Source organism: Nonomuraea sp. NPDC003214, assembly GCF_053590035.1.
Map to the genome: position 1 here is coordinate 249,179 of NZ_JBSFSX010000004.1, position 20,846 is coordinate 270,024.

Consider the following 20,846-nt stretch of genomic DNA (forward strand, 5'->3'; position numbering starts at 1 on the left):
AGCGTCGTTGAAGGAGGAGTGAGCAGATGTCGCGCCGTAAGACCGAGCGGTTGCTCAATCTGGTGATCTGCCTGCTCGCCACCCGCCGCCCGCTGTCGGCCGAGCAGATCCGCCAGGCCGTCCCCGGTTACGACCGCGACGGCGACGAGGCGTTCCAGCGCATGTTCGAGCGGGACAAGAACGAGCTGCGCGAGATCGGCATCCCGATCGACGTGGTCCGCGACCCGTGGGAGGACGAGCCCGGCTACCGCATCGAGCGGCAGTCCTACGAGCTGCCCGAGATCACCCTGGAGCCGGACGAGGCCGCCGTGCTGGGCGTGGCCGCGCAGGTGTGGCAGCGCGCCAGCCTGGCCGAGGCCGCCTCCGGGGCGCTGCTCAAGCTGCGCGCCGGCGGGGTCGCCACCGACGAGACCGCGGGCGGGGGAGTGGCCGGCGGCGGCGCGCTGGAGGTGCGCGTCGACACCCGCGACCCGGCCTTCCCGGCGCTGTGGGAGGCCGTGCGCGACCGGCGGCCGGTCCGCTTCGACTACCGCGGCGCCGGCAGCGAGAACGTGCACACCCGCACCGTCGAGCCGTGGGGCGTGGTCAGCCGCCGCGGCCGCTGGTACCTGGCCGGGTTCGACCGGGGGCGCGGCGCGCCGCGGGCCTTCCGGCTCAGCCGCATCACCGGCCAGGTCGCCGCCGCGGGCCGGCCCGGCTCCGTCGAGGTGCCCAAGGGCGTCGACCTGCGGGCCATGGTCGACTTCCCCGACGAGCCCGCGCGCGAGCGCACCGCGCTGGTGCGCGTGCGGCAGGGCGCCTGCGAGGGACTGCGCCAGCTCGCCCGGACCGTGCGCCCCGGCGCCGACGGGTGGGACGAGGCCGAGCTGACCTTCTCCGACCCCGAACGGCTGGCCGGATGGATGGCCAGCCTCGGCTCCGACGTCGAGGTGGCCGGGCCGCCCGACGCCCGCGAGGCCGTCATCCGCCGACTGAAGGGAGCGCTGGCATGAGCGGGTCCGCCGACCGGCTGCCCAGGCTACTCGCGCTCGTCCCCTACCTGATGTCCCACCCCGGGGCGCAGGTCGGCGAGGTGGCCGAGGTGTTCGGCCTGAGCGAGAAGCAGCTCATCGACGACCTGCAGCTCGTGTGGATGTGCGGGCTGCCCGGCCACACGCCCGGCGACCTCATCGACGTGTCGTGGGACGGCGGCGAGATCGTCATCGACAACGCCGACACCATCGCCAGGCCGCTGCGGCTGGGCATCGACGAGGCCAGCGCGCTGCTGGTCGCGCTGCGCATGCTGGCCGCCACGCCGGAGCTGGCCGAGGTGCAGGGCGACGCGCTGCCCCGGGTGGTGGCCAAGCTGGAGCGCGCCGCGGGCGAGGGCGCCGCGGCCGTCAGCAGCCAGGTCGCCGTCGACGTCGACGCCGCCCCCGACGCGCTGCCCCGGGTGCGCCAGGCGCTGACCGCCCGCCGCCGGCTGTCGCTGCGCTACTACGTGCCGGGCCGCGACGAGGTGACGCCGCGCGAGGTCGACCCGATGCGGATCGTCGTCGTCGACGGGCGCAGCTACCTGGAGTGCTGGTGCTACCGGGCCGAGGCGATGCGGCTGTTCAGGCTGGACCGGATGCTCGGCGTCGAGGTGCTCGACGTGCCCGCCGACCCGCCCGCCGAGGCCGAGCCGATCGACGTCGCGCAGGGCGTGTTCCGGCCGTCGCCGACCGACGAGCTGGTCGAGCTGGAGGTCACCGCCGCCGGGCGCTGGGTGGCCGAGTACTACCCGTGCGAGCAGGTCACCGAGCTGGGCGAGGGGCGGCTGCGGGTGACGCTGCGGGCCCGGGACGAGGACTGGGTCCTGCGGCTGGCGCTGCGGCTGGGCGACACCGGCCGCGTCGTGGCGCCGCCCGCGATGGCGGGCCGCGTGCGGGAGGAGGCGGAGCGCGCCCTCGGCCTGTACGCTCACCAGGCATGACGTGGATCTTGCCGGCCGCCGTGCTCCTGGTCGCCGGGCTGGCCGTGATAGCGGTCGCCGGGGGGCGCGCGGCGATGGCCGCACGCCGCCTGAACAGGGAGATTGCCCAAGTTCATCAGCAATTCAGACACAAAGAGAACATCGGGGGATGAGGCAGCGGCCCCGGCAGCGTACGATCGGGGGGAAGAACCGCACTTCGCTCACCATGAAGGACGTCACATGAACTTGGGAGCTCCGGAGATCATCCTGATCCTGGTGGCCTTGGTCCTGCTCTTCGGCGCCAAGAAGCTGCCGGATCTCGCCCGTGGCGTCGGCCGGTCCCTGCGCATCTTCAAGGCCGAGACGAGCAAGCTCAACGACGACGACGACAAGCCCACCGTCGTGCAGGCGCAGGCCGAGCCCCAGGCTCAGCCCCAGCCCGCGCCCCCGCAGCAGATCCCCGCGGCGGCGCCCTCCGTCGAGGAGCAGGCTCGCCAGCTGGAGGAGCAGGCCGCCCGGCTGCGTGCCGCCGCGCAGGCCGACAAGCGTCCCTGACCCATCCACCCCTCGTCCCCTTGGACTGACTAGATGGCGCTGCTGAAACGGTCGGATCCCAAACCACAGCGGGATCCCGAGGGCCGCATGCCGCTGATGGAGCACCTGCGCGAGCTGCGCAACCGGGTGCTCATCGCGCTCGCGGCCGTGGCGGTCGGCCTGGTCATCGGCTGGCTCGTGTCCGGGCCGATGTGGGAGCTGCTCAAGGAGCCCTACTGCTCCGCCCCGCAGTCGCGCGATCTGACCGGCGAGTGCAGCCTGACCTACAACGGGATCTTCTCCTCGTTCTTCATCACGCTGAAGATCTCGCTGATGGTCTCCCTCGTCGTGGCCTCACCGGTGTGGCTCTACCAGATCTGGGCGTTCGTCACCCCCGCCCTCTACCGCACCGAGAAGCGCTACACGATGGCGTTCCTGGGGCTGGCCATCCCGCTGTTCGCGGCCGGCGCGGCGCTGTCCTACCTGATCATGGACACGGCGCTGGGGTTCCTGCTCAGCTTCTCGCTCGAGGGCACCGTCGCCACCATCTCGATCGACGAGTACCTCGACTACGTCCTGATCATGCTGCTGATCTTCGGCGTCTCGTTCGAGCTGCCGCTGCTGCTGGTCTTCCTCAACATCATCGGCGTGCTGCCGCGCGCCACCGTGGCCAAGCACCGGCGCCTGGTCATCTTCCTCATGTTCGTCTTCGGCGCGCTCGTCACGCCGGGCGGCGACCCGGTCACCATGATGGCGCTGGCCGCGCCGATGATCGTGCTGTTCGCGGCGGCCGAGCTGGTCATGTACCTGCTGGAGCGCAAGCGGACCGACCCGTACGCGGGGCTCGACGACGACCAGGCCTCCGCGCTGTCCGACGACGACACCCCGATCGACGCCCCCACCGGCGTGGACGACGGGCGACAGGAAGAGGATTCCGGTTCTGCCCGATAGGCGATAGGTTCCGGGCGTGGCCCCCCAAATCGCCCTGCTCGTCAACCCCGCCGCACGCGGCGGACGCACCCTGCGCCTGCTCGAACCCGTGGCCCGCCGCCTCCGCGCCGGCGGCGCCGACCTGTCGGTGATCGTCGGCGACGACGCGGCGGACGCGCTCGTACGGGCCTGCGCCGCCGTCGCCGAACGTCCCGACGCGCTCGTCGCCTTCGGCGGCGACGGCCTCGTTCACCTCGCCGTCCAGGCCGTCGCGGGCACCGACGTGCCGCTCGGCATCATCCCGGCGGGCACCGGCAACGACATCGCGGCCGCCCTCGGCCTGCCCGTCAAGGACCCCGTCGCGGCGGCCCGCACCGTCCTCCGCATGCGACCCCGCCCCCTCGACGCCGCCACCATCCGCCACACCACCGCCCCGCCCTTCCGGGGTCCGGGCACGCACCCGGGCGCCGCCGGAAGCTTCGGCGACGGTGGTCTCGGGGGCCGTTCCGGCGGCGTCCCCGGCCTCGGTGGTCCCGGCGGCGCCGGTGGCGTCCCCGGCCTCCCTGGTCCCGGCGGCGCCGGTGGCGTCCCTCGTCCCGGTGGTCCCGGTGGTCCCGGTGGTCCCGGTGGTCCCGGTGGTCCCGGTGGTCCCGGTGGCGTCGGTGGCGCGCCCGCGGGCGGGTCCGGTGGCGACCCAGACTGGCCCGCCGGCCGCTCCGGTGCGGGTGGCTTGGAGGCGGGTGGGGGCCCCGGTGGCGGGTTCGGGGCGGGGCTCTCCGGTGCGGGGGTCGGGAGTGGGGAGGAGGTGTTCGCCGGGGTGGTGTGCTGCGGGTTCGACTCGCGGGTGAACGAGCGGGCCAACGCGCTGTCGTGGCCGCCGGGGATGGCCCGGTACCTGGTGGCGACCGCGCGGGAGCTGAGGTCGTTCGAGCCGATCCCGTTCCGGGTGACGCTCGACGGCGGGGAGCCGGTCGAGCGGGAGGCCATGATGGTCGCCGTGGGCAACACGGGCTCGTACGGCGCGGGGATGCGCATCTGCCCGGACGCCCGCCCCGACGACGGGCTGCTGGACGTGGTGATGGTGGGCGCGGTGGGCAAGGGGGAGTTCCTGCGCGTCTTCCCGCGTGTCTACCGGGGCACGCACGTGGCGCATCCGGCGGTGACGGTGTGGCGGGCCAGGAGCGTCACGCTGGAGGCGGCCCGCGTCGTGGCGTACGCCGACGGTGAGCGGATCGGCCCGGCCCCGGTCACGTGTGAGGTGCGGCCGGGCGCGTTGAACGTCCTGGTATGAACCGTACTTTGTAAAGGGCGCGGCCGTGAGGACGGACCGGAATGGCGGTTTCGGTAGGGTGGCCGGTATGACAACGCCAGCGGAACGCTACGCGGCCTTCCGTCAGAAATACGCCGGCGACGGGCCCGCATTCACCTCGTTCCGGGGCCTGTACGACTTCGAGCTGGACGAGTTCCAGATCGACGCCTGCCGGGCGCTGGAGGCGGGCGACGGTGTCCTGGTGGCGGCGCCCACCGGCTCGGGCAAGACGGTCGTCGGCGAGTTCGCCGTCCACCTGGCCCTGGAGCAGGGACTCAAGTGCTTCTACACCACCCCGATCAAGGCGCTGTCCAACCAGAAGTACAACGACCTGGTCAAACGGTACGGCACGGCCAAAGTCGGCCTGCTGACCGGCGACAACAGCGTCAACGGTGAGGCGCCGATCGTCGTCATGACGACCGAGGTGCTGCGCAACATGCTCTACGCGGGCTCGGCCACGCTGGCGGGGCTCGGGTTCGCGGTGATGGACGAGGTCCACTACCTGGCCGACCGGTTCCGCGGAGCGGTGTGGGAAGAGGTCATCATCCACCTGCCGGAGTCGGTGCGGCTGGTGGCGCTGTCGGCGACGGTGAGCAACGCCGAGGAGTTCGGCGAGTGGCTCGGTGAGGTGCGCGGCGACACCACCGTGATCGTCGACGAGCACCGGCCGGTGCCGCTGTGGCAGCACATGATGGTGGGCCACCGCGTCTACGACATCTTCATGACCGACGACGACACGCCGCGGATCAACCCGACGCTGATGCGGGTCACGCGGGACGCCGAGCGGCTGACGGCGGGGCGGGGCAGGCGCGGCTACGGCAGGCCGACGCGCTCGCGCCCGCCGGACCGGGCGCAGGTGATCGAGCGGCTCGACGCGGAGGCGCTGCTGCCGGCGATCACGTTCATCTTCTCGCGGGCGGGCTGTGACGCGGCCGTCCAGCAGTGCCTGCACGCCGGGATCCGGCTGACGACGGAGCGGGAGCGGCACGAGATCCGCCAGCTCGTCGACGAGCGCACGGCGCACCTGCCGGACGAGGACCTCGCGGTGCTGGGCTACCTGGAGTGGCGTGACTGCCTGGAGCGGGGGCTGGCCGCGCACCACGCGGGCATGCTGCCGGCGTTCAAGGAGGTCGTCGAGGAGCTGTTCACCCGCGGCCTGGTCAAGGCGGTGTTCGCGACGGAGACGCTGGCGCTGGGCATCAACATGCCGGCCCGCAGCGTGGTGATCGAGAAGCTCGACAAGTGGAACGGCGAGACGCACGCCGACCTGACCCCCGGCGAATACACGCAGCTCACCGGCCGGGCGGGGCGGCGCGGCATCGACGTCGAGGGCCACGCGGTGGTGCTGTGGCAGCCGGGCATGGACCCGCTGTCGGTGGCGGGCCTGGCGGGCACCCGTACGTATCCGCTGCGCTCCAGCTTCCAGCCGTCCTACAACATGGCGGTCAACCTGGTCGGCCAGTTCGGCAGGGAGCGGGCCAGGGCGCTGCTGGAGGAGTCGTTCGCCCAGTTCCAGGCCGACCGGGCGGTGGTCGGGCTGGCCAAGCAGCTGCGCAAGCACGAGGAGGCGCTGGAGGGCTACCAGGAGGCGATGACCTGCCATCTGGGCGACTTCCCCGAGTACGCGGCCCTGCGCAGGCGGCTGTCGGACCGGGAGGCGGAGCTGTCGCGCCAGCGCGGCGCGGCCCGGCGGGCGGCGGCGGTGCGGTCGCTGGAGGCGCTGCAGCCGGGTGACGTGATCCGGGTGCCGGGCGGGCGCCGGGCCGGGCTCGCGGTGGTGCTCGACCCGGGCCGCAACCCGCGCGGTCACGGTCCCAGCCCGCTGGTGCTGACGATCGGCAAGCAGATCAAGAAGCTCGACCCCGCGGACTTCCCGGTGCCGGTGGAGCCGCTGGAGAAGATCCGCGTCCCGAAGAACTTCAACGGCCGCTCGCCCAAGGAACGCGCCAACCTGGTCTCCACGCTGCTGGCCAAGATCGGTGATCGCGATCTGGGCAAGCCGGTCAGGGCGCGGGACCACGCGGTGGAGGACGACGAGGTCAATGAGCTGCGCCGGCGCATCCGGCAGCACCCGTGCCACGGCTGCGACGAGCGCGAGGACCACGCCCGCTGGGCCGAGCGCTACCACAAGCTGCTGCGTGAGACCGAGGGGCTGCGGCGGCGGGTGGAGGGCCGTTCGCACGTCATCTCGCGCACCTTCGACCGGATCTGCTCGGTGCTGGAGCAGCTCGGCTACCTGGAGGGCGAGCAGGTCACCGACGAGGGCCGCCGGCTGGGCCGCCTCTACACCGAGCTCGACCTGCTGACGGCCGAGTGCCTGCGCAGCGGGCTGTGGGAGGAGCTCGACCCGGCGGAGCTGGCGGCGTGCGTGTCGGCGCTGGTGTTCGAGTCGCGGCAGTCCGACGACGCCCGCCGGCCCAAGGTCCCGGCGGGCCGGGCGCAGGACGCGCTGACGGCGATGCTGCGGCTGTGGGGCGAGCTGGAGGGCATCGAGTCCGACCACGGCCTGTCGACGATCCGCGAGCCGGATCTCGGCTTCGCGTGGGCGGCGTTCCGCTGGACGAAGGGGCACTCGCTGGACGCGGTGCTGATGGACGGCGTGGGCGGCAACGAGCTGGCGGCGGGCGACTTCGTGCGCTGGGTCAAGCAGCTCATGGACCTGCTGGGGCAGCTCGGCAACGCGGCGCCGCCCGGCAGCCGCATCAAGCAGACGGCGACCAAGGCGATGGACGCGATGCGGCGTGGGGTGGTGGCCTACTCGTCGGTGGCCTGACCCTCTTGCCAGAGGACCTGCGTGCGATTACGGTCAAGACCGTTATATCGCCCGCCGGGAGGCTGTCGTGCGCATCGTCCTTGTCGCATTCCTTGTCCTGTTATCCCTCGCCACTCCGGCCCAGGCCGAATCGCCGCCCACCGGGTGCGGTTTCCAGAGCCTGGGCCGGCTGCCGCTGACCGGCGCGACCACGGCGGGCACCGCGCTCGACGGCGATCGCGTCTACTCGGTGACCTCCAGCGCCTCCGGCCCGGCCATGCTCGGCATCCGCGACGCCGCCGACGGCTCGCTGATCGCCGAACGCCCGCTGCCGCTCGCCCTCGGCTCCTGGGCCGTCACCGTGGCGCCCGACCACTCCGTCTACGTGGGCAGCTACAACGCCACCGCCGGGGCGATGGGCCGCCTGTTCCGCTACGACCCGGCGGCCGACAAGGTGAGCGAGCTGGGCATCGCGGTGCCGGGCGAGACGTTCGTGTGGACGGTCGCGGCCAGCCCCGACGGCTCGGCCGTCTACGGCGGCACCTCGCCCAACGGGCGGCTGTTCCGCTACGACACCGCCACCGGCCGCGTCGCCGACCTGGGCAGCCCGGTGCCGGGCGAGCAGTTCGTCCGGGACCTGGCCGTCGGCGCCGACGGCACCGTGTACGCCGGGGTCGGCGCGCAGAGCATGAAGGTCGCCGTGGTCGCGCCGGACGGCGCCGTCCGGCGGGTCATCGAACCGCCGGTCGAGGGCGCGGGCTACGCCTACGACCTCGACCTCGTCGGCCACCACCTGCTCGTGCGCTTCACCACCTCGACGGGCGCCAACCCGATGGGCGTGTACGACCTGGCCGCCAAGGCGTGGAAGGACGTGGTGGCGGACGTCGACAGCCTGACCGTGGGCGGCGGCAGGCACGGGCACACCGTCCACCTGGTCCAGGACGACGAACTCATCGAATACGACCTTAAAAGCGGAAAAGTCACGAAGCTGGGCTTCGGTGACCTCGGCGGCGGCGCCGCCCGAACGCTCGGCTGGATCGGCACCACCCTCGTCGGCACCTCCTCGACCGGCCGCCTCTGGCACTACGACCGCCGCGCCGGCGAGGGCGTCCTGTTCGAGTCCACGCTGACCGGCCAGCCCGTCAGCATCCGCTCGATGGGCGTCGGCCCCGACGGGCGCATCTACGCCGGGGGCTTCTTCACCGGCGGCCTGGCCTCCTACGACCCGGCAACCGGCGAGACCCGCTCGTGGCCGAACGTCGGCCAGAGCGAGGGCATCGTCACCCACCGCGGCAAGCTCTACCTGGGCGTCTACCCCGGTGCGCGCATCTACGAGTTCGACGGCGAGCAGCCGCGGCTGCTGCTCGGGCTGGGGGAGCAGGAGCAGGACCGCCCGTTCGCGATGGTGTCGGCGGGAGACTGGCTGGCGTTCGGCACCGTGCCCAAGGCGGGCGTCCTCGGCGGCGCGCTCGGCCTGCTCGACCCGGCCACCGGGGAGAAGGTGATCGAGCGTGACCTGATCCCCGGCCACAGCATCATCGGCCTGGCCTACCGCGACGGCGTCCTGTACGGGACCACGTCGGCCTTCGGCGGCACCAACGTCCCGCAGGGCGAGGCCCAGGCGTTCGCCTACGACGTCGCCGGGCGCTCGCTGAAGTGGCGGACCACGCCCGTCCCCGGCAACCTGGCCCTCGGCTCGCTCGCCTTCGACGGCGCGGGCAGGCTGTGGGGGCTCAGCCCCGACTCGCTGTTCGAGCTCGATCCGGCCACCGGACGGGCGCTGCGCACGGTCAAGCACCAGACCTACCCGTGGCAGACGGTGTCGCAGGTGTGGCTCGACACCTACGTCGAGGCCGGCCGCGACGGCATGCTGTACGGCAAGGTCCAGGGCAAGGTCTACCGGATCGACCCGGCGACGATGAAGCTCACGCTGATCGTCCGGCCGATCTCGAACCTGGTGAAGGGCGCCGACGGGCACATGTACCTGTCGCGGTTCGAGAGCTTCTCCACCTACAGGCTCTGCTGAAGGGCCTCGGTCCGCTTGCGCAGCACCTCGACGGTGCGCGTGACGTAGTCGGCTATCGTGGCCAGCTCGCGGGCGTCGTACCGGGACATGAAGGCGTTCATGTCCGCGCCGAGGTCGGCGAAGATGCCCGCGAGGTCCGGCCGGTTGCCGGGGTCGGCCTCGACGAGCACGCGGCGGCGGTCGGCGGGGTCGGCGACCCGCCGGGCGTAGCCGGCGCGTTCGAGCCGGCCGACGAGGGCCGTGACGGCGCTGGCGTTCATGCCGAGCTCGCCGGCGAGCGCGCCGGCGGTCAGCCCGCCGGAGCGGGTGATCACGCCAAGCGCCTTGTGGTCGACCGCGCTCAGGCCCAGCTTGCGCGCGACCGCCTCGTGAAAGAGCACGACCGCGGTGCTCAGCTCCCAGCCCATCCTCGCGCCGTCCATCCACGCTCCTTTGTTTCAATGGAGTGAATAATTCAATCTGATGAAGTATTATACCGGCATGGTTCTCCGATCAGGTTTCGAACTCGCCGGTGACGCCGCATCCTGGGGATGGCGCTTCTACCTCCGGCACTTCTGGATCGTCGCCGGGCTGTCGATGGTCCCGGCCGTCCAGCGCTTCGCCGCCATCACCGCCGGCGACGACCTGCCCGCCGCCGTGAACGTCGCCGCCGAGGTGCTCACCGCCGCCTGCCGCGTCGTCCTGCTGTACGTGATCGTCCGCCTGGCCGTACGCGCCGAGCCCGCGCTGCGCGGCCTGACCCCCGCCGCGCTGTGGCAGCGCATGGGCGAGGGGATCGACCGCGACCGCTGGGCCTTCGCCACCCAGTTCCTCGTGCTGGGCGCGGCCTTCACCGTGCTCGACGTGCTGCCGGCCCTCGCCGTCGAACAGTGGGCCGGCCAGGCGCGCGACCTCGTCACCGCGCTGCTCGTCTCCGTGAAGAACCCCACCGTCATCGCGTTCACCTTCGTCTGGATGACCGGCGTCGCGACACGGCTCATGCTCAGCGGCTCAAGGCGTCCAGCAGCCGGTTGAGCGGGCTGTCGAGCCCGTAGCGGTCGGCCAGGCGCACCAGCGCCTCCGGATCGCGCGGCTTGACCGGCAGCGTCAGGTCCGCGTCCGGCAGCGGCGCGTCGGCGGCGACCTTGACCACGGCCGGGGCGGCGGCCAGATAGTCGCGGGCGGCGGCCAGCTTGGTGCGGCTGCCCGCCGGGAAGCCCTCGGTGACGCCCGCGTCCAGCGCCTCCAGCAGCGCCTCCAGCGAGCCGAACCGGGTCACCAGCGACGCCGCCGTCTTCTCGCCCACCCCCGCCACGCCCGGCAGGCCGTCGCTGGGGTCGCCGCGCAGCGTGGCGAAGTCGGCGTAGCCGCGGCCCGGGATGCCGTACTTGGCGCTCACCCAGCCCTCGTCCACGAGCTGCAGATTGCGGATGCCGCGCGCGGTGTAGAGGACGCGCACCGGGCGGGCGTCGTCGACGAGCTGGAACAGGTCGCGGTCGCCCGTCACGATGTCGACCGCGCCGGAGGCCCGGTGGGTCAGCGTGCCGATCACGTCGTCGGCCTCGAACCCGGGCGACTCCAGGCGGGCGATGCCGACCGCGTCCAGCACCTCCTCGATCACCGGGATCTGCGGCACCAGCGTGTCGGGCACCTCCTCGGTGTCGCCGTGGGCGACCCGGTGCGCCTTGTACGTGGGGATCGCCGCCACCCGGAAGGCGGGCCGCCAGTCGGCGTCCATCGTGGCCACCAGCTCGGCGGGGGAGTGCTGCCGCACCAGCGTGGCGATCATGTCGATGAGGCCCCGCACCGCGTTGACCGGCATGCCGTCGGGCGCCGTGATCGAGTCCGGGATGCCGAAGTAGGCGCGGAAGTAGAGCGAAGGGGTGTCCAGAAGCATCAGCACTAGCCCAGTATGCCCACAGCCAGCAGGCACGCGTCGTCTTCCGGGTTGGGCCCGCCGATGTCGGCCAGCAGCCGGTCCAGGCCCTCGTCCAGGTCGCAGCCCGGCAGCTTGCACGCCGCCGTCATGACCAGGTCGAGCCCCTCGTCGATGTCGCGGGTGCGCCGCTCCACCAGCCCGTCGGTGAACATCAGCAGCAGGTCGCCCGCCCGCAGCGGGGTGCTGGCCAGGAGATAGGGCCGGTCGCAGGTGGCGCCCAGCAGCACGCCCGCGGGCGGGCACAGCGGCGAGGCCACCCCGTCGCGCACCAGGATCGGCGCCAGGTTGCCCGCCTGCCCCCAGGCGAACACGCGGGTCGCGGTGTCGAGATGGCCGATGATCGCGGTGGCCGTGGTGCCCGACAGCCGGTGCAGCACCAGGTCGTTCAGCCAGGCCAGCACCCGGTTCGGCGGCACGCCCGTCATCGTCAGGCCGATCAGCGCGTGGCGGAGCTGCGCCATGTGCGCGATCGCCGGCAGGCCGTGCCCCGACACGTCGCCGATCGCCAGCAGCGCCCGCCCGTCGGGCAGCGCCGCGGCCTCGAACCAGTCGCCGCCCAGGCTGGCGGTCTTCTCCGCCGGGACGTAACGCACCGCGATCCGGGTGCGCGGCAGGTCCAGGCAGCCGACCGGCTCCGGCAGGATCGCCTCGCGCAGCGCCAGCATCACGTGCCGCTCCTCGGCCGCCTGCACGCGAGCCTCCAGGAGCTGACGGCGCGACTCCGACATGATCCGCTCGGCCCGGCGGCGGCCGGTGATGTCCTGGATGACGCCGTGCACGCCGGTCGGGCCGCCCGGCGCCATCAGCGGCTCCAGCACCACCCGCAGGTTGCGCACGTCGCCGCCGTCACGCCGGACGCGGAACTCGGCCTGCACCGGCTCCACGCCCCGCACCACCGTCCACAGCAGCTCGTCGAGCGCGGCCAGGTCGGCGGGCTCGACGTGCCGGGCCAGCTCGGCCAGCGGCAGCGGCCCGGCCCCCGGGTCACGCCCGAAGATGGCGTAGACCTGGTCGGACCACATGACGGCGCCGGTGCGCAGGTTCCACTCCGCCCAGCCCATGTTGCCCAGCCGCTGGGCGTGCGCCAGCCGGGCGGCGAGCAGCTCGGGGTCGACCATGGTCTCACTCTCAGCCGGCAGGGAACGGGACAATTGGCCCCACACTACGTGTTCGACGGTGAACGTACGGTAGTGATGGCCTGCCGTGTGGTGAGACCTTTTCGCGGATTTTAGGCGGCGGGATCCGGAGTAGATTGAGCCTGTGACGTCCTCAGACCTGTATCCCGTGTCCCGTTTGGCCGCCGTCCAGGAGGCCACCGCCAAGGCCGGCCTCGACGCCCTGCTGCTCACCCCGGGCCCCGACCTTCGCTACGTCAGCGGCTACGACGCCAAGCCGCTCGAGCGCCTGACGTGCCTGGTCGTGCCCGCCGCCGCGGAGCCGTACATGATGGTGCCCCGCCTGGAGCTGCCGGCCGCCGAGGCGTCACCGGCCTCGCGGCTCGGACTGGACTTCGTGGCCTGGGACGAGACCGACGACCCCTACCGGATCGCCGCCGACCGGCTCGGCCCGGCGAGCCGGGTCGGCCTGGCCGACCGCATGTGGGCGATGGCCTCGCTGCGCTTCCGTGACGTGCTGCCGGACGCCGAGCAGGTGCTGGCCGGCACGGTGCTGCGGGAGCTGCGCATGCGCAAGTCGCCCGCCGAGGTGGCGGCGCTGCGCGAGGCCGGGGCGGCCATCGACGCCGTGCACCGCCGGGTGCCGGAGTTCCTGCGCGCCGGGCGCACCGAGCGCGAGGTGGCCCGCGACATCGCCGAGGCGATCCTCGCCGCCGGGCACGCCACCGTCGACTTCGTCATCGTCGCCTCCGGCCCCAACGGCGCCAGCCCCCACCACGACGTGTCCGACCGCGTCATCCAGGCGGGCGAGCCCGTCGTCGTCGACATCGGCGGCCAGCTCCACAACGGCTACTGCTCCGACTCCACGCGCAACTACTGCGTGGGCGAGCCGCCCGCCGACTACGCCGCCTCCTTCGAGGTGCTGCGCCGCGCCCAGGACGCCGCCTGCGCCGCCGTACGGCCCGGCGTGTCGTGCGAGTCGATCGACGCGGCGGCCCGCGAGGTCATCGCCGAGGCCGGCTACGGCGAGCTGTTCATCCACCGCACCGGCCACGGCATCGGCATCGAGACGCACGAGGAGCCGTACATCGTCGCCGGCAACGACGAGGCGATGGAGCCCGGCTTCGCCTTCTCCGTCGAGCCCGGCATCTACCTGCCCGGCAGCCACGGCGCCCGCATCGAGGACATCCTCGTGTGCACCGAGACCGGCGGCGAGCGGCTCAACGACAGCCCCCGCGACCTGGTGATCGTCTAACCGGCGGCCGTCAGGCGCGGAGCCAGCCGCTCCAGCTGGTCGACGGCCGAGGGCAGGTCGCCGGTCAGCGGGTGGAGCAGCACGTGGTCCGCCCCGGCCGCCAGATGCGCCCGCAGCCGGGCCGCCACCGCCTCGTCCTCGCCCCAGGCCAGCAGGGCGTCGATGAGGCGGTCGCTGCGCCCGCCCGCCAGGTCGGCGTCGCCGTAGCCCAGCCTGCGGTAGTTGGCGGTGTACGGGTTGTCGCCGTCGCCGCCCAGGCTGATCAGGGCCCGGATCCGGCCCCTGGCCCGGGCCGCGTCGGGGTCGAGGACGAGCATCTGGTGCGGGATCAGCAGCCCGTCCGGGCCGAGCGCCCGGCGGGCCGCCTCGGTGTGCTCGACCGGCTGCATGAACGGGTGCGCGCCGTGGGCCCGCTCGCCCGCCAGCTGGTGCGCCCGTGGGCCCAGTGCCGCCAGCACCCGTGGATACCGGCCCCCGGCAAGCTCGTCGTCGCGGGCGGCGGCACGGTCCATGCTGTCCAGGTAGGCGCGCAACGCGCTGAGTGGGCGCTCGCCTGTGTGCCCGCCGAGGCCGAGGACGAGCCTGCCCGGGTACGCCTCGGCGAGGGTGGCGGCCCCGCCGTGCGCCGCGACCGGGTCGCGTACGGTGATGTTGGCGACGCCCGCCCCGGCGACCAGCCGCCTGGTCGCGGCCAGCATCACGGCGAGCTGGGCGAAGATCTCGCGCCCGCCGGCCGGGGAGGACGGCGGCGGCTCGCCCGTCCACAGCGACCCGTAGCCGAGCTCCTCGATCCGCGCGAACTGCTCGCGCTGCACGGTCACCGGCGTGCGCGCGAGGGTCATCGGCGCGATCCACACCCCGAACCGGCCGAGCCGATGCCGCACCTGTGTCGTGTCCATCGTCGCTCTAGACTTTCCGGAGACTGTCTCCGGTTATCTCCGGCACTAAGATACGGAAGCGGTCTCCGTTTTGTGAACCCCCGGGAGGGACGACGTGGGCGACACCCGGCGCGCCATGCGGGCCGGCGCGCGGCGCAACCGCGACCGGCTGCTCGCCGAGGCGCGCGCCGCCTTCCTCGAACACGGCACCGGCGCCTCCCTCGACGACGTCGCCGCCCGCGCCGGCGTCGGAGCCGGCACCCTCTACCGGCACTTCCCCACCCGGGAGGCGCTGCTGGAGGCGCTGCTGGGCGAACGGTTCGACGCGCTCACCGCCCGCGCCCGCGCTCTCGCGGACCAGGGCTCCGCCCGCGAGGCGCTGCTCGCCTGGACCCTGGAGTTCGTCGAGACCACGACGGCCTACCGCGGGCTCACCGCCATGCTGACGGCCACCCTGCGCGACCCCGCCTCGGCCCTGCACGCCTCCTGCGAGGCCATGCGCGAGGCCGGGACCGCCCTGCTGGCCCGCGCCCAGCGAGCCGGTGACGTGCGCGCCGACGTCACCCCCGCCGAGTTCCTCGCCCTGGTCGCCGGAGTCTCCTGGGCACGCGAGCAACTGACCGGCGGCGAGCCCGGCGGCGAACGGCTCCTCCCGCTGATCTTCGAAGGACTCGGGCCGCCCCGTTGACCGCCCCCTCCGGGAGAGACAGGGAGCCGGAAGGCGCCCCGGTCAGAGGCGGATCCACGAGGTGACCACCGGGCCGCCCGCGCCCGGGGTGACGCGCACCCGCAGCGGGCCCGGCGGCAGCGGCGCGGTGGTGAACCGGCCCAGCTCGTCTGCGCGCAGCCGCAGCTCGGAGTCGCGGCGCTGCACGCCGATGTCGGCGGCCTCGCCCGGCAGGATCCGCCCGACCAGCCGCGCGCCCGACACCTCCAGCTCCACCTTCACCTCCCCGGCCCGGAACGTCAGCAGCCGGGGGCTGGCCGGCCCGCGCACCCGCGTGGCCGGCTCCTCGTCCCACGAGTCGAACTCCAGCAGGGCCAGCTCCGCGTCGAGCGTCCGGAGCGTGAACGCCTGCATGGCGTCGTCCAGCAGCTCCGGCGGCACCGGGTCGAGCAGGTGGGCGATGTTGCGCAGCTCGTCTTCCAGATCGAAGCCGTCGTCCATGTCGTTCACCCCGAACTCACCCCGACTCACCCGACATCATTCGAAGTCACGGGAAGTCCCCGTCACCCCGCGGCGCGCGACCAGCACGCCGAGCCGCTTCAGGCAGCGCCCCCGCATGGGGCCGATGCTGCCGACCGCGATGCCCAGCGCCGTCGCCACCTCCTGATAGGTGGGCCGCGGCGAGGCGATGAGCACGCGCAACAGGCGGCGGCAGCGCTCGGACATCTCCTCGAACGCCGCCCACACCTCCCGCGCCCGCTCGGCCTCGGCGTCGGCCTCCTCGGCGTCCAGCAGCAGGCGCTCCGGCGAACGTTCGTCCACGTCGAAGCCCATCAGTCCCACGTCGCTGACGGGGATGACCCTGCCGCTGGTACGGATGACGCGTAACGCCTCGTTCCTGGCGGTGCTGGCGAGCCAGGCGCCTGCCTTGTCCGGATCGCGGATCCGGGTCAGGTGCTCGGCGAAGCGGAACCACGTCGTCTGCGCCACGTCCTGGGCATCGGCGGGGGCCGGCAGGTAGGCGCGGGCGACAGCCCACACCAGCCCGCTGTAGCGGTGGTAGAGCTCCTTCCACGCGCCGGCGTCCCCGTCCGCTGCTGCCCTGACGAGGGCTGCGGTGTCGTCCACGGCGGTCCTTCCCTGTCCAGGGGCGGAATGCTCACGATGATATTTCGTGAGCCGCCCGAGGACAGGGTGTCGTACCTCACCGCAGGTAACCCGTCAGATCGGGAACGGCCAGCCGGGTCTCCACCAGCTGCCTGGCCGCCTCCCGGGAGGAAACCCCGGCCTCCGACATGCGCGCCGCGATCAGCCCCGCGATCACCGGGGTGGCGAACGACGTGCCGCTCCACATCGCCAGCCCGCTGAACGTCGCCTTGTCGCCCACCCGCAGCGGCGCCACGCACGTGCAGCCCGCGTACAGGCCCGCCGGGTGGAAACGGCAGGTGGTGCGGTGCGGGTAGCCGTACTCGTACGGGCCGGAGGTGAAGGCGTTGACCATGCGCTCGCCGGGAGCGTAGACCGTGACCCAGCTCCCGTGGTTGCTGAAGCAGGCCCGGCCCCTGCCGTCCTCGCGCAGCGCCCCCACCGACACGACCACGTCGCCGGAGGCGTTGACCGGCTCGCCCGCGTAGGCGGCGGGCCAGAACCGGCCGGTGGCGCCGTCGTTGCCCGCCGCCGCCACCAGCACCGTCTCCGGGTGCCGGGCCAGCTCCGCCATGAAGTCGGCCAGGCCCAGCAGCGCCCCCGCGTGCTCCGTCTGCGTGCCCGCCGACAGGGAGATGATGTCGGGCCAGCCGTGCCTGTCGAGCGCGTCGCGGATGAGCAGGCCCAGCTGGTCCTCCATGATCGCGCCGCCGTACGGGAAGGCGTTGTGGACGCGCACGTCGGCGGCCGGCGCGGTGCAGCGGACGATGCCGGCGATGAACGTGCCGTGCCCCACGTACGGCTTGATCAGGCCGTCGGCGTCGAGCTCGTCGCCGGGCGAGGTGACGTCGCCGTGGACCTTCGGGATGCCCGGCACGCCGTCGCTGGCGGCCAGCCACTGGTGGTCCAGGTAGTCGTGCACCAGGCCGGTGTCGATGACGGCCACCCGCACGCCCGCGCCCCGGTCGTCGCCCGCCCTGGCGGGCCGCAGCGGCTCGTCGCACGGCACCGGCTCGTCGCCCGGGCACAGGTTGACGCCCGCCACCGTGACGAAGTGGACCGGCGTCGAGCGCACCCGCCGGACGGAGAGCCGGTCGGCCACCAGCCGCGCGTCGCGGTCGCCCACGTACAGCCTGCGCACCGACACCCGCCCGGCGTCGCGCTCCGGCGGCCAGGTGACCTGAAGGTCGGCGTCGCCAGGCACCAGCTCCTGCACCAGGTCGGCGGTGCGGTCGAGCTCGGCCGCGGGCACCAGGACGTGGTCCGCCAGCCGCGCGAACGACGGCTGGACGGCCGAGCCCGGCGCCGCCCCGTCAGGACCGGCCACCGCCCGCAGGCCGTCCGGCAGCGCCTCGTTGAGCATGTCGAGCTGCGCCCAGAAGCGGGAGTCGTCACGGCCGGGGCCGGGTGTGCTCATCGTCTGCCCTCCAGAGCGAAGAACGGGTCCTGTGCCTTTATGAGCGGCGAGCGCCGCCGTTGATACACCCGCGGAGCCGGTTCTACCATCGATGGGTGCCCCGAGCCGGTGTTCCCGACGATCCGCACGACGTGCTCGACATGGTGTTCGCGCGCCCGCAGGAGGCGCTCAAGGCCGCCAGGGCGATGCTCGAAACCGGACGAGGCCCCTACGACCACTCGATCGCCCGGCAGGCCATCGGCATCCTGCGCCGCGACTTCGGCGACCTGGAGGCGGCCATCGGCGAGCTGCGCCAGGCGGTGCGCCTGGCCCGGCGGGCCGGATCGCCCGACCGCGAGGCCGACGTGCTGGCCACGCTCGGGGTCGCGCTCGTCCAGCACGGCCGCACCCGGGCCGGGCTGGCCACCCTCGACCAGGCCGCCGCGCTGTCCGGCGGCACCACGCGGGCGCGGGTGCTCTTCAGGCGGGCGGGCGCCCGGTGGATCCTCGGCTGGCACCGGGAGGCGCTCGACGACCTGAGGTCCGCCGCGCCCGCGCTGCGCCGGGCCGGCGACACCGTGTGGGCCGCCCGCGCGCTCACCTTACGCGGGCACGCCCAGCTCGCCCTCGGCTCCGTCCAGGCGGCCGACGCCGACTTCCGCACCGCGCAGGGCATGTTCGCCACCACCCGGCAGGAGCACGACTCCGTCGTCGCCGTGCAGAACCGCGGCGTCGCCGCCTTCGTCGCCGGCGACCTGCCCACCGCCCTCGACCTGCTGGAGGAGGCCGACCAGGGCTTCCGCAAGCTCGGCACGCCGATGCTCGACCTGGTCGCCGACCGGTGCGCCGTGCTGCTGGCCGCCGGGCTGGCCCGCGAGGCGCTGGAACAGGCCGACGGCGGGCTGCGGCTGCTCGACCGGCTGCGCGGCCAGGCCACCCGGCGGGCCGAGCTGCTGCTGCTCGCCGCCCGGGCCGCGCTGCTGGCCGCCGACCCCGGCACCGCCGGCAAGCGCGCCGCCGAGGCCCGCGCGCTGTTCGCCGGGCAGCGCCGCGACTGGTGGGCCGAGCACGCGCGGCTCATCCTCGTCCAGGCCGAGCTGGCGCGCGGCCCGGCCACGCCCCGCCTGCTCGCCGACGCCCGCCGCCTCGCCGCGCGGCTGACCCGGCTCGGCTCGCCCGAGGTGTGGCAGGCCCACCTGCTCGCCGGGCGCACCGCGCTCGCCCTCGGCCAGGCCGCCGCCGCCGAACGCCACCTGTCGGCCGCCGCCCGCGTCCGGCACCGCGGCCCCGCCACCTCACGCGCCGGCGGCTGGCTGGCCGAGGCGCTGCGCGCCGACGCCGCCGGGCAGCCGCGCCGCCTCCTGCACGCCTGCCGGTCCGGGCTCGCGCTCATCGAGGAGCACCGGCTCACCTTCGGCTCGTCCGAGCTGCGCGCGCTCGTCACCGCGCAGGGCGTCGAGCTCGCCCGGCTCGCGCTGCGCCACCTGCACGCCGCCGGGCGCACCCGCGAACTGCTCGCCTGGACCGAACGCTGGCGCGCCACCGCGCTCGCCGTGCCGCCCGTCCGCCCGCCCGACGACCCCGAGCTGCAGGCCCAGCTCGCCGCGCTGCGCCGGCTCGACCAGCTCCTCGGCCGCGCCCGCTCCGACGGCGCCGCCTCCGCCGCCACGCTCGAACGCGACCGCGCCCGCCTGGAGTCCCGGGTGCGCGCCACCACCCTGCGCGTCCGCGGCACCGGTGAGGGCGAGGCGCGCGGGCCCGGCTGCGGCCAGATCCTTGACGCGCTCGGCCCCGGCGGCCGTCTCGCCGAGCTCGTCGTCATCGACGGCACCCTGCACGCGCTGCTGTGCGCGGGCGGGCGGGTGCGCACCTACGAGATCGGGCCCGCCGCCGCGGCGGTCGCCGAGATGGAGTACGCGCGCTCCCGGCTGCGCCGGCTCGCCTACGACCGCGACCCGCCGCGCGACGAGCTCGCCGCGCTGGGCGGGCGGCTGGAGGAGGCGCTGCTCGGGCCCGTCGCCCGGCTGCTCGGCGACGGGCCGTGCGTCGTCGTGCCGCCCAGTGTCCTGCACGCCACCCCGTGGGGGCTGCTGCCGTCGCTGCGGCGCACCGCCTTCAGCGTCGCGCCGTCGGCCGCCGCCTGGCTGCGCGCCCGCGCCGCCGCACCCCCTTCCGGCGGCGTCGTCCTCGTACGCGGCCCCGAGGTCCCCAACGCCCCCGCCGAGCTCCACGCCATCGCCAACCTGTACGGCCACCCCGGCGAACCGGCACCCGGCGGGCCCTCCACGGCCCCGGCGGGCGGCCTCCCCGAGGGAATCGCGGTGTCGGCGGGCGGCGGGCTTCCCGAGGGGACGACTCCGTACTCGGGGGGCCTCGCGCCCGGCGGCCGGTTCCCCGGCGCGGAGGGCCGTCCGGGACCGGCCACGGACGGGCCCGGGCAGGACGGAGCCGGGCAGGACGGGCTCGGGCAGGGCGGGCTCGGGCAGGGCGGGCACGGGGGAGGCGCGCCCGCAGGGACCGTGCGGGTGCTGGGCGGGGGCGGGGCGACGGCGGGGGCCGTGCTGGAGGCCATCGACGGGTGCGCGCTCGCGCACGTGGCCGCGCACGGCACGTTCCGGGCCGACAGCCCGCTGTTCTCCTCGCTCTACCTCGACGACGGCCCGCTGACCGTCTACGACCTGGAGCGGCTGCGGCGCGCCCCGTACCGGCTGGTGCTGTCGAGCTGCGACTCCGGCCAGATGGCCCCCGTCGGCGCCGACGAGCTGATCGGCCCCGCCACGGCGCTGCTGCACCTGGGCACCGCCGGCATCGTGGCCAGCGTCGTCCCGGTCAACGACGAGACGGCCGTGCCCGTCATGGTCAGGCTGCACGCGGGCCTGCGCCGGGGCCTGTCGCTGGCCGAGGCGCTGCGTGACGCGCGGGGCGACGACGTCTCCTTCATCGCCATCGGGGCGGGCTGATCGGGCACGCCGCCATGCCTTGATCGG

At 74.1% G+C, this 20,846-nt stretch carries 19 protein-coding genes; 12 read left to right on the forward strand and 7 right to left on the reverse strand.

Going from position 1 to position 20,846, the window contains the following annotated elements; all coding sequences use genetic code 11:
* Positions 1 to 26 precede the first annotated feature (26 nt).
* The 8 genes from ACWDXC_RS13595 to ACWDXC_RS13630 all read left to right on the forward strand — a co-directional run bounded on the left by ACWDXC_RS13595 (position 27) and on the right by ACWDXC_RS13630 (position 9,484).
* The gene (locus ACWDXC_RS13595) at positions 27 to 992 is read left to right on the forward strand and encodes a helix-turn-helix transcriptional regulator (RefSeq protein ID WP_219519171.1); all 966 of its coding nucleotides are present in this window, start codon (positions 27 to 29) and stop codon (positions 990 to 992) included.
* Entirely contained in the window at positions 989 to 1,954 is a 966-nt protein-coding gene (locus tag ACWDXC_RS13600; protein WP_219519168.1) for a helix-turn-helix transcriptional regulator, read from the forward strand. The genes ACWDXC_RS13595 and ACWDXC_RS13600 overlap by 4 nt, the downstream gene beginning before the upstream one ends.
* Entirely contained in the window at positions 1,951 to 2,106 is a 156-nt protein-coding gene (locus tag ACWDXC_RS13605; protein WP_449981324.1) for a hypothetical protein, read from the forward strand. Before ACWDXC_RS13600 ends, ACWDXC_RS13605 begins: the two co-directional genes overlap by 4 nt.
* Positions 2,107 to 2,173: 67 nt before the next feature.
* Entirely contained in the window at positions 2,174 to 2,488 is a 315-nt protein-coding gene (tatA, locus tag ACWDXC_RS13610; protein ID WP_357586840.1) for a Sec-independent protein translocase subunit TatA, read from the forward strand.
* A gap of 33 nt (positions 2,489 to 2,521) precedes the next feature.
* Positions 2,522 to 3,418, forward strand: a complete 897-nt coding sequence (gene tatC, locus ACWDXC_RS13615; protein WP_449981326.1) for a twin-arginine translocase subunit TatC — start codon at positions 2,522 to 2,524, stop codon at positions 3,416 to 3,418.
* 16 nt (positions 3,419 to 3,434) lie between these two features.
* Positions 3,435 to 4,688, forward strand: coding sequence for a diacylglycerol/lipid kinase family protein (locus ACWDXC_RS13620; RefSeq protein ID WP_449981328.1), 1,254 nt, complete (start codon positions 3,435 to 3,437; stop codon positions 4,686 to 4,688).
* 67 nt (positions 4,689 to 4,755) lie between these two features.
* On the forward strand, positions 4,756 to 7,479 hold the full coding sequence (locus tag ACWDXC_RS13625; RefSeq protein ID WP_449981330.1) for a DEAD/DEAH box helicase: 2,724 nt from the start codon (positions 4,756 to 4,758) through the stop codon (positions 7,477 to 7,479).
* A 67-nt stretch (positions 7,480 to 7,546) separates the two neighbouring features.
* Entirely contained in the window at positions 7,547 to 9,484 is a 1,938-nt protein-coding gene (locus tag ACWDXC_RS13630; protein ID WP_449981332.1) for a hypothetical protein, read from the forward strand.
* Here the strand turns inward: ACWDXC_RS13630 and ACWDXC_RS13635 are convergent.
* Positions 9,469 to 9,906, reverse strand: a complete 438-nt coding sequence (locus ACWDXC_RS13635) for a MarR family winged helix-turn-helix transcriptional regulator (protein ID WP_219514922.1) — start codon at positions 9,904 to 9,906, stop codon at positions 9,469 to 9,471. The genes ACWDXC_RS13630 and ACWDXC_RS13635 overlap by 16 nt on opposite strands.
* Before the next feature lie 58 nt (positions 9,907 to 9,964).
* Here ACWDXC_RS13635 and ACWDXC_RS13640 point away from each other — a divergent pair, with 58 nt between their 5' ends.
* On the forward strand, positions 9,965 to 10,498 hold the full coding sequence (locus tag ACWDXC_RS13640; RefSeq protein WP_449981334.1) for a hypothetical protein: 534 nt from the start codon (positions 9,965 to 9,967) through the stop codon (positions 10,496 to 10,498).
* On the opposite strand, the gene ACWDXC_RS13645 is transcribed toward ACWDXC_RS13640, so the two are convergent.
* Positions 10,467 to 11,360, reverse strand: coding sequence for a 5'-3' exonuclease (locus tag ACWDXC_RS13645; RefSeq protein WP_449982036.1), 894 nt, complete (start codon positions 11,358 to 11,360; stop codon positions 10,467 to 10,469). The two genes, ACWDXC_RS13640 and ACWDXC_RS13645, sit on opposite strands and share 32 nt — an antisense overlap.
* Positions 11,361 to 11,365: 5 nt before the next feature.
* Entirely contained in the window at positions 11,366 to 12,520 is a 1,155-nt protein-coding gene (locus tag ACWDXC_RS13650) for a PP2C family protein-serine/threonine phosphatase (protein WP_219514911.1), read from the reverse strand.
* Positions 12,521 to 12,677: 157 nt separating this feature from the next.
* Between ACWDXC_RS13650 and ACWDXC_RS13655 the strand changes: the two genes are divergently transcribed.
* Positions 12,678 to 13,772, forward strand: a complete 1,095-nt coding sequence (locus ACWDXC_RS13655; RefSeq protein ID WP_364171042.1) for a M24 family metallopeptidase — start codon at positions 12,678 to 12,680, stop codon at positions 13,770 to 13,772.
* Here ACWDXC_RS13655 and ACWDXC_RS13660 read toward each other — a convergent pair.
* Complete coding sequence (locus ACWDXC_RS13660) at positions 13,769 to 14,671, reverse strand: TIGR03620 family F420-dependent LLM class oxidoreductase (protein ID WP_449981337.1); 903 nt, start codon at positions 14,669 to 14,671, stop codon at positions 13,769 to 13,771. The genes ACWDXC_RS13655 and ACWDXC_RS13660 overlap by 4 nt on opposite strands.
* Positions 14,672 to 14,765: 94 nt before the next feature.
* Between ACWDXC_RS13660 and ACWDXC_RS13665 the strand changes: the two genes are divergently transcribed.
* Positions 14,766 to 15,338 (forward strand): TetR/AcrR family transcriptional regulator, encoded by a 573-nt coding sequence (locus tag ACWDXC_RS13665; protein ID WP_449981339.1) that lies wholly within the window; start codon positions 14,766 to 14,768, stop codon positions 15,336 to 15,338.
* A 42-nt stretch (positions 15,339 to 15,380) separates the two neighbouring features.
* Here ACWDXC_RS13665 and ACWDXC_RS13670 read toward each other — a convergent pair whose 3' ends face one another.
* From ACWDXC_RS13670 to ACWDXC_RS13680, 3 genes are all read right to left on the reverse strand, one after another.
* Entirely contained in the window at positions 15,381 to 15,818 is a 438-nt protein-coding gene (locus tag ACWDXC_RS13670) for a hypothetical protein (RefSeq protein ID WP_375074925.1), read from the reverse strand.
* Between the two features lie 36 nt (positions 15,819 to 15,854).
* Entirely contained in the window at positions 15,855 to 16,445 is a 591-nt protein-coding gene (locus ACWDXC_RS13675; protein WP_219514907.1) for an RNA polymerase sigma factor, read from the reverse strand.
* A 76-nt stretch (positions 16,446 to 16,521) separates the two neighbouring features.
* The gene (locus ACWDXC_RS13680; protein WP_449981341.1) at positions 16,522 to 17,880 is read right to left on the reverse strand and encodes a S8 family peptidase; all 1,359 of its coding nucleotides are present in this window, start codon (positions 17,878 to 17,880) and stop codon (positions 16,522 to 16,524) included.
* Positions 17,881 to 17,975: 95 nt separating this feature from the next.
* On the opposite strand from ACWDXC_RS13680, the gene ACWDXC_RS13685 reads away from it, so the two are divergent.
* A complete protein-coding gene (locus ACWDXC_RS13685; protein ID WP_449981343.1) occupies positions 17,976 to 20,819 on the forward strand; it encodes a CHAT domain-containing protein in 2,844 nt (947 codons plus the stop codon).
* The last annotated feature ends 27 nt before the right edge of the window (positions 20,820 to 20,846 follow it).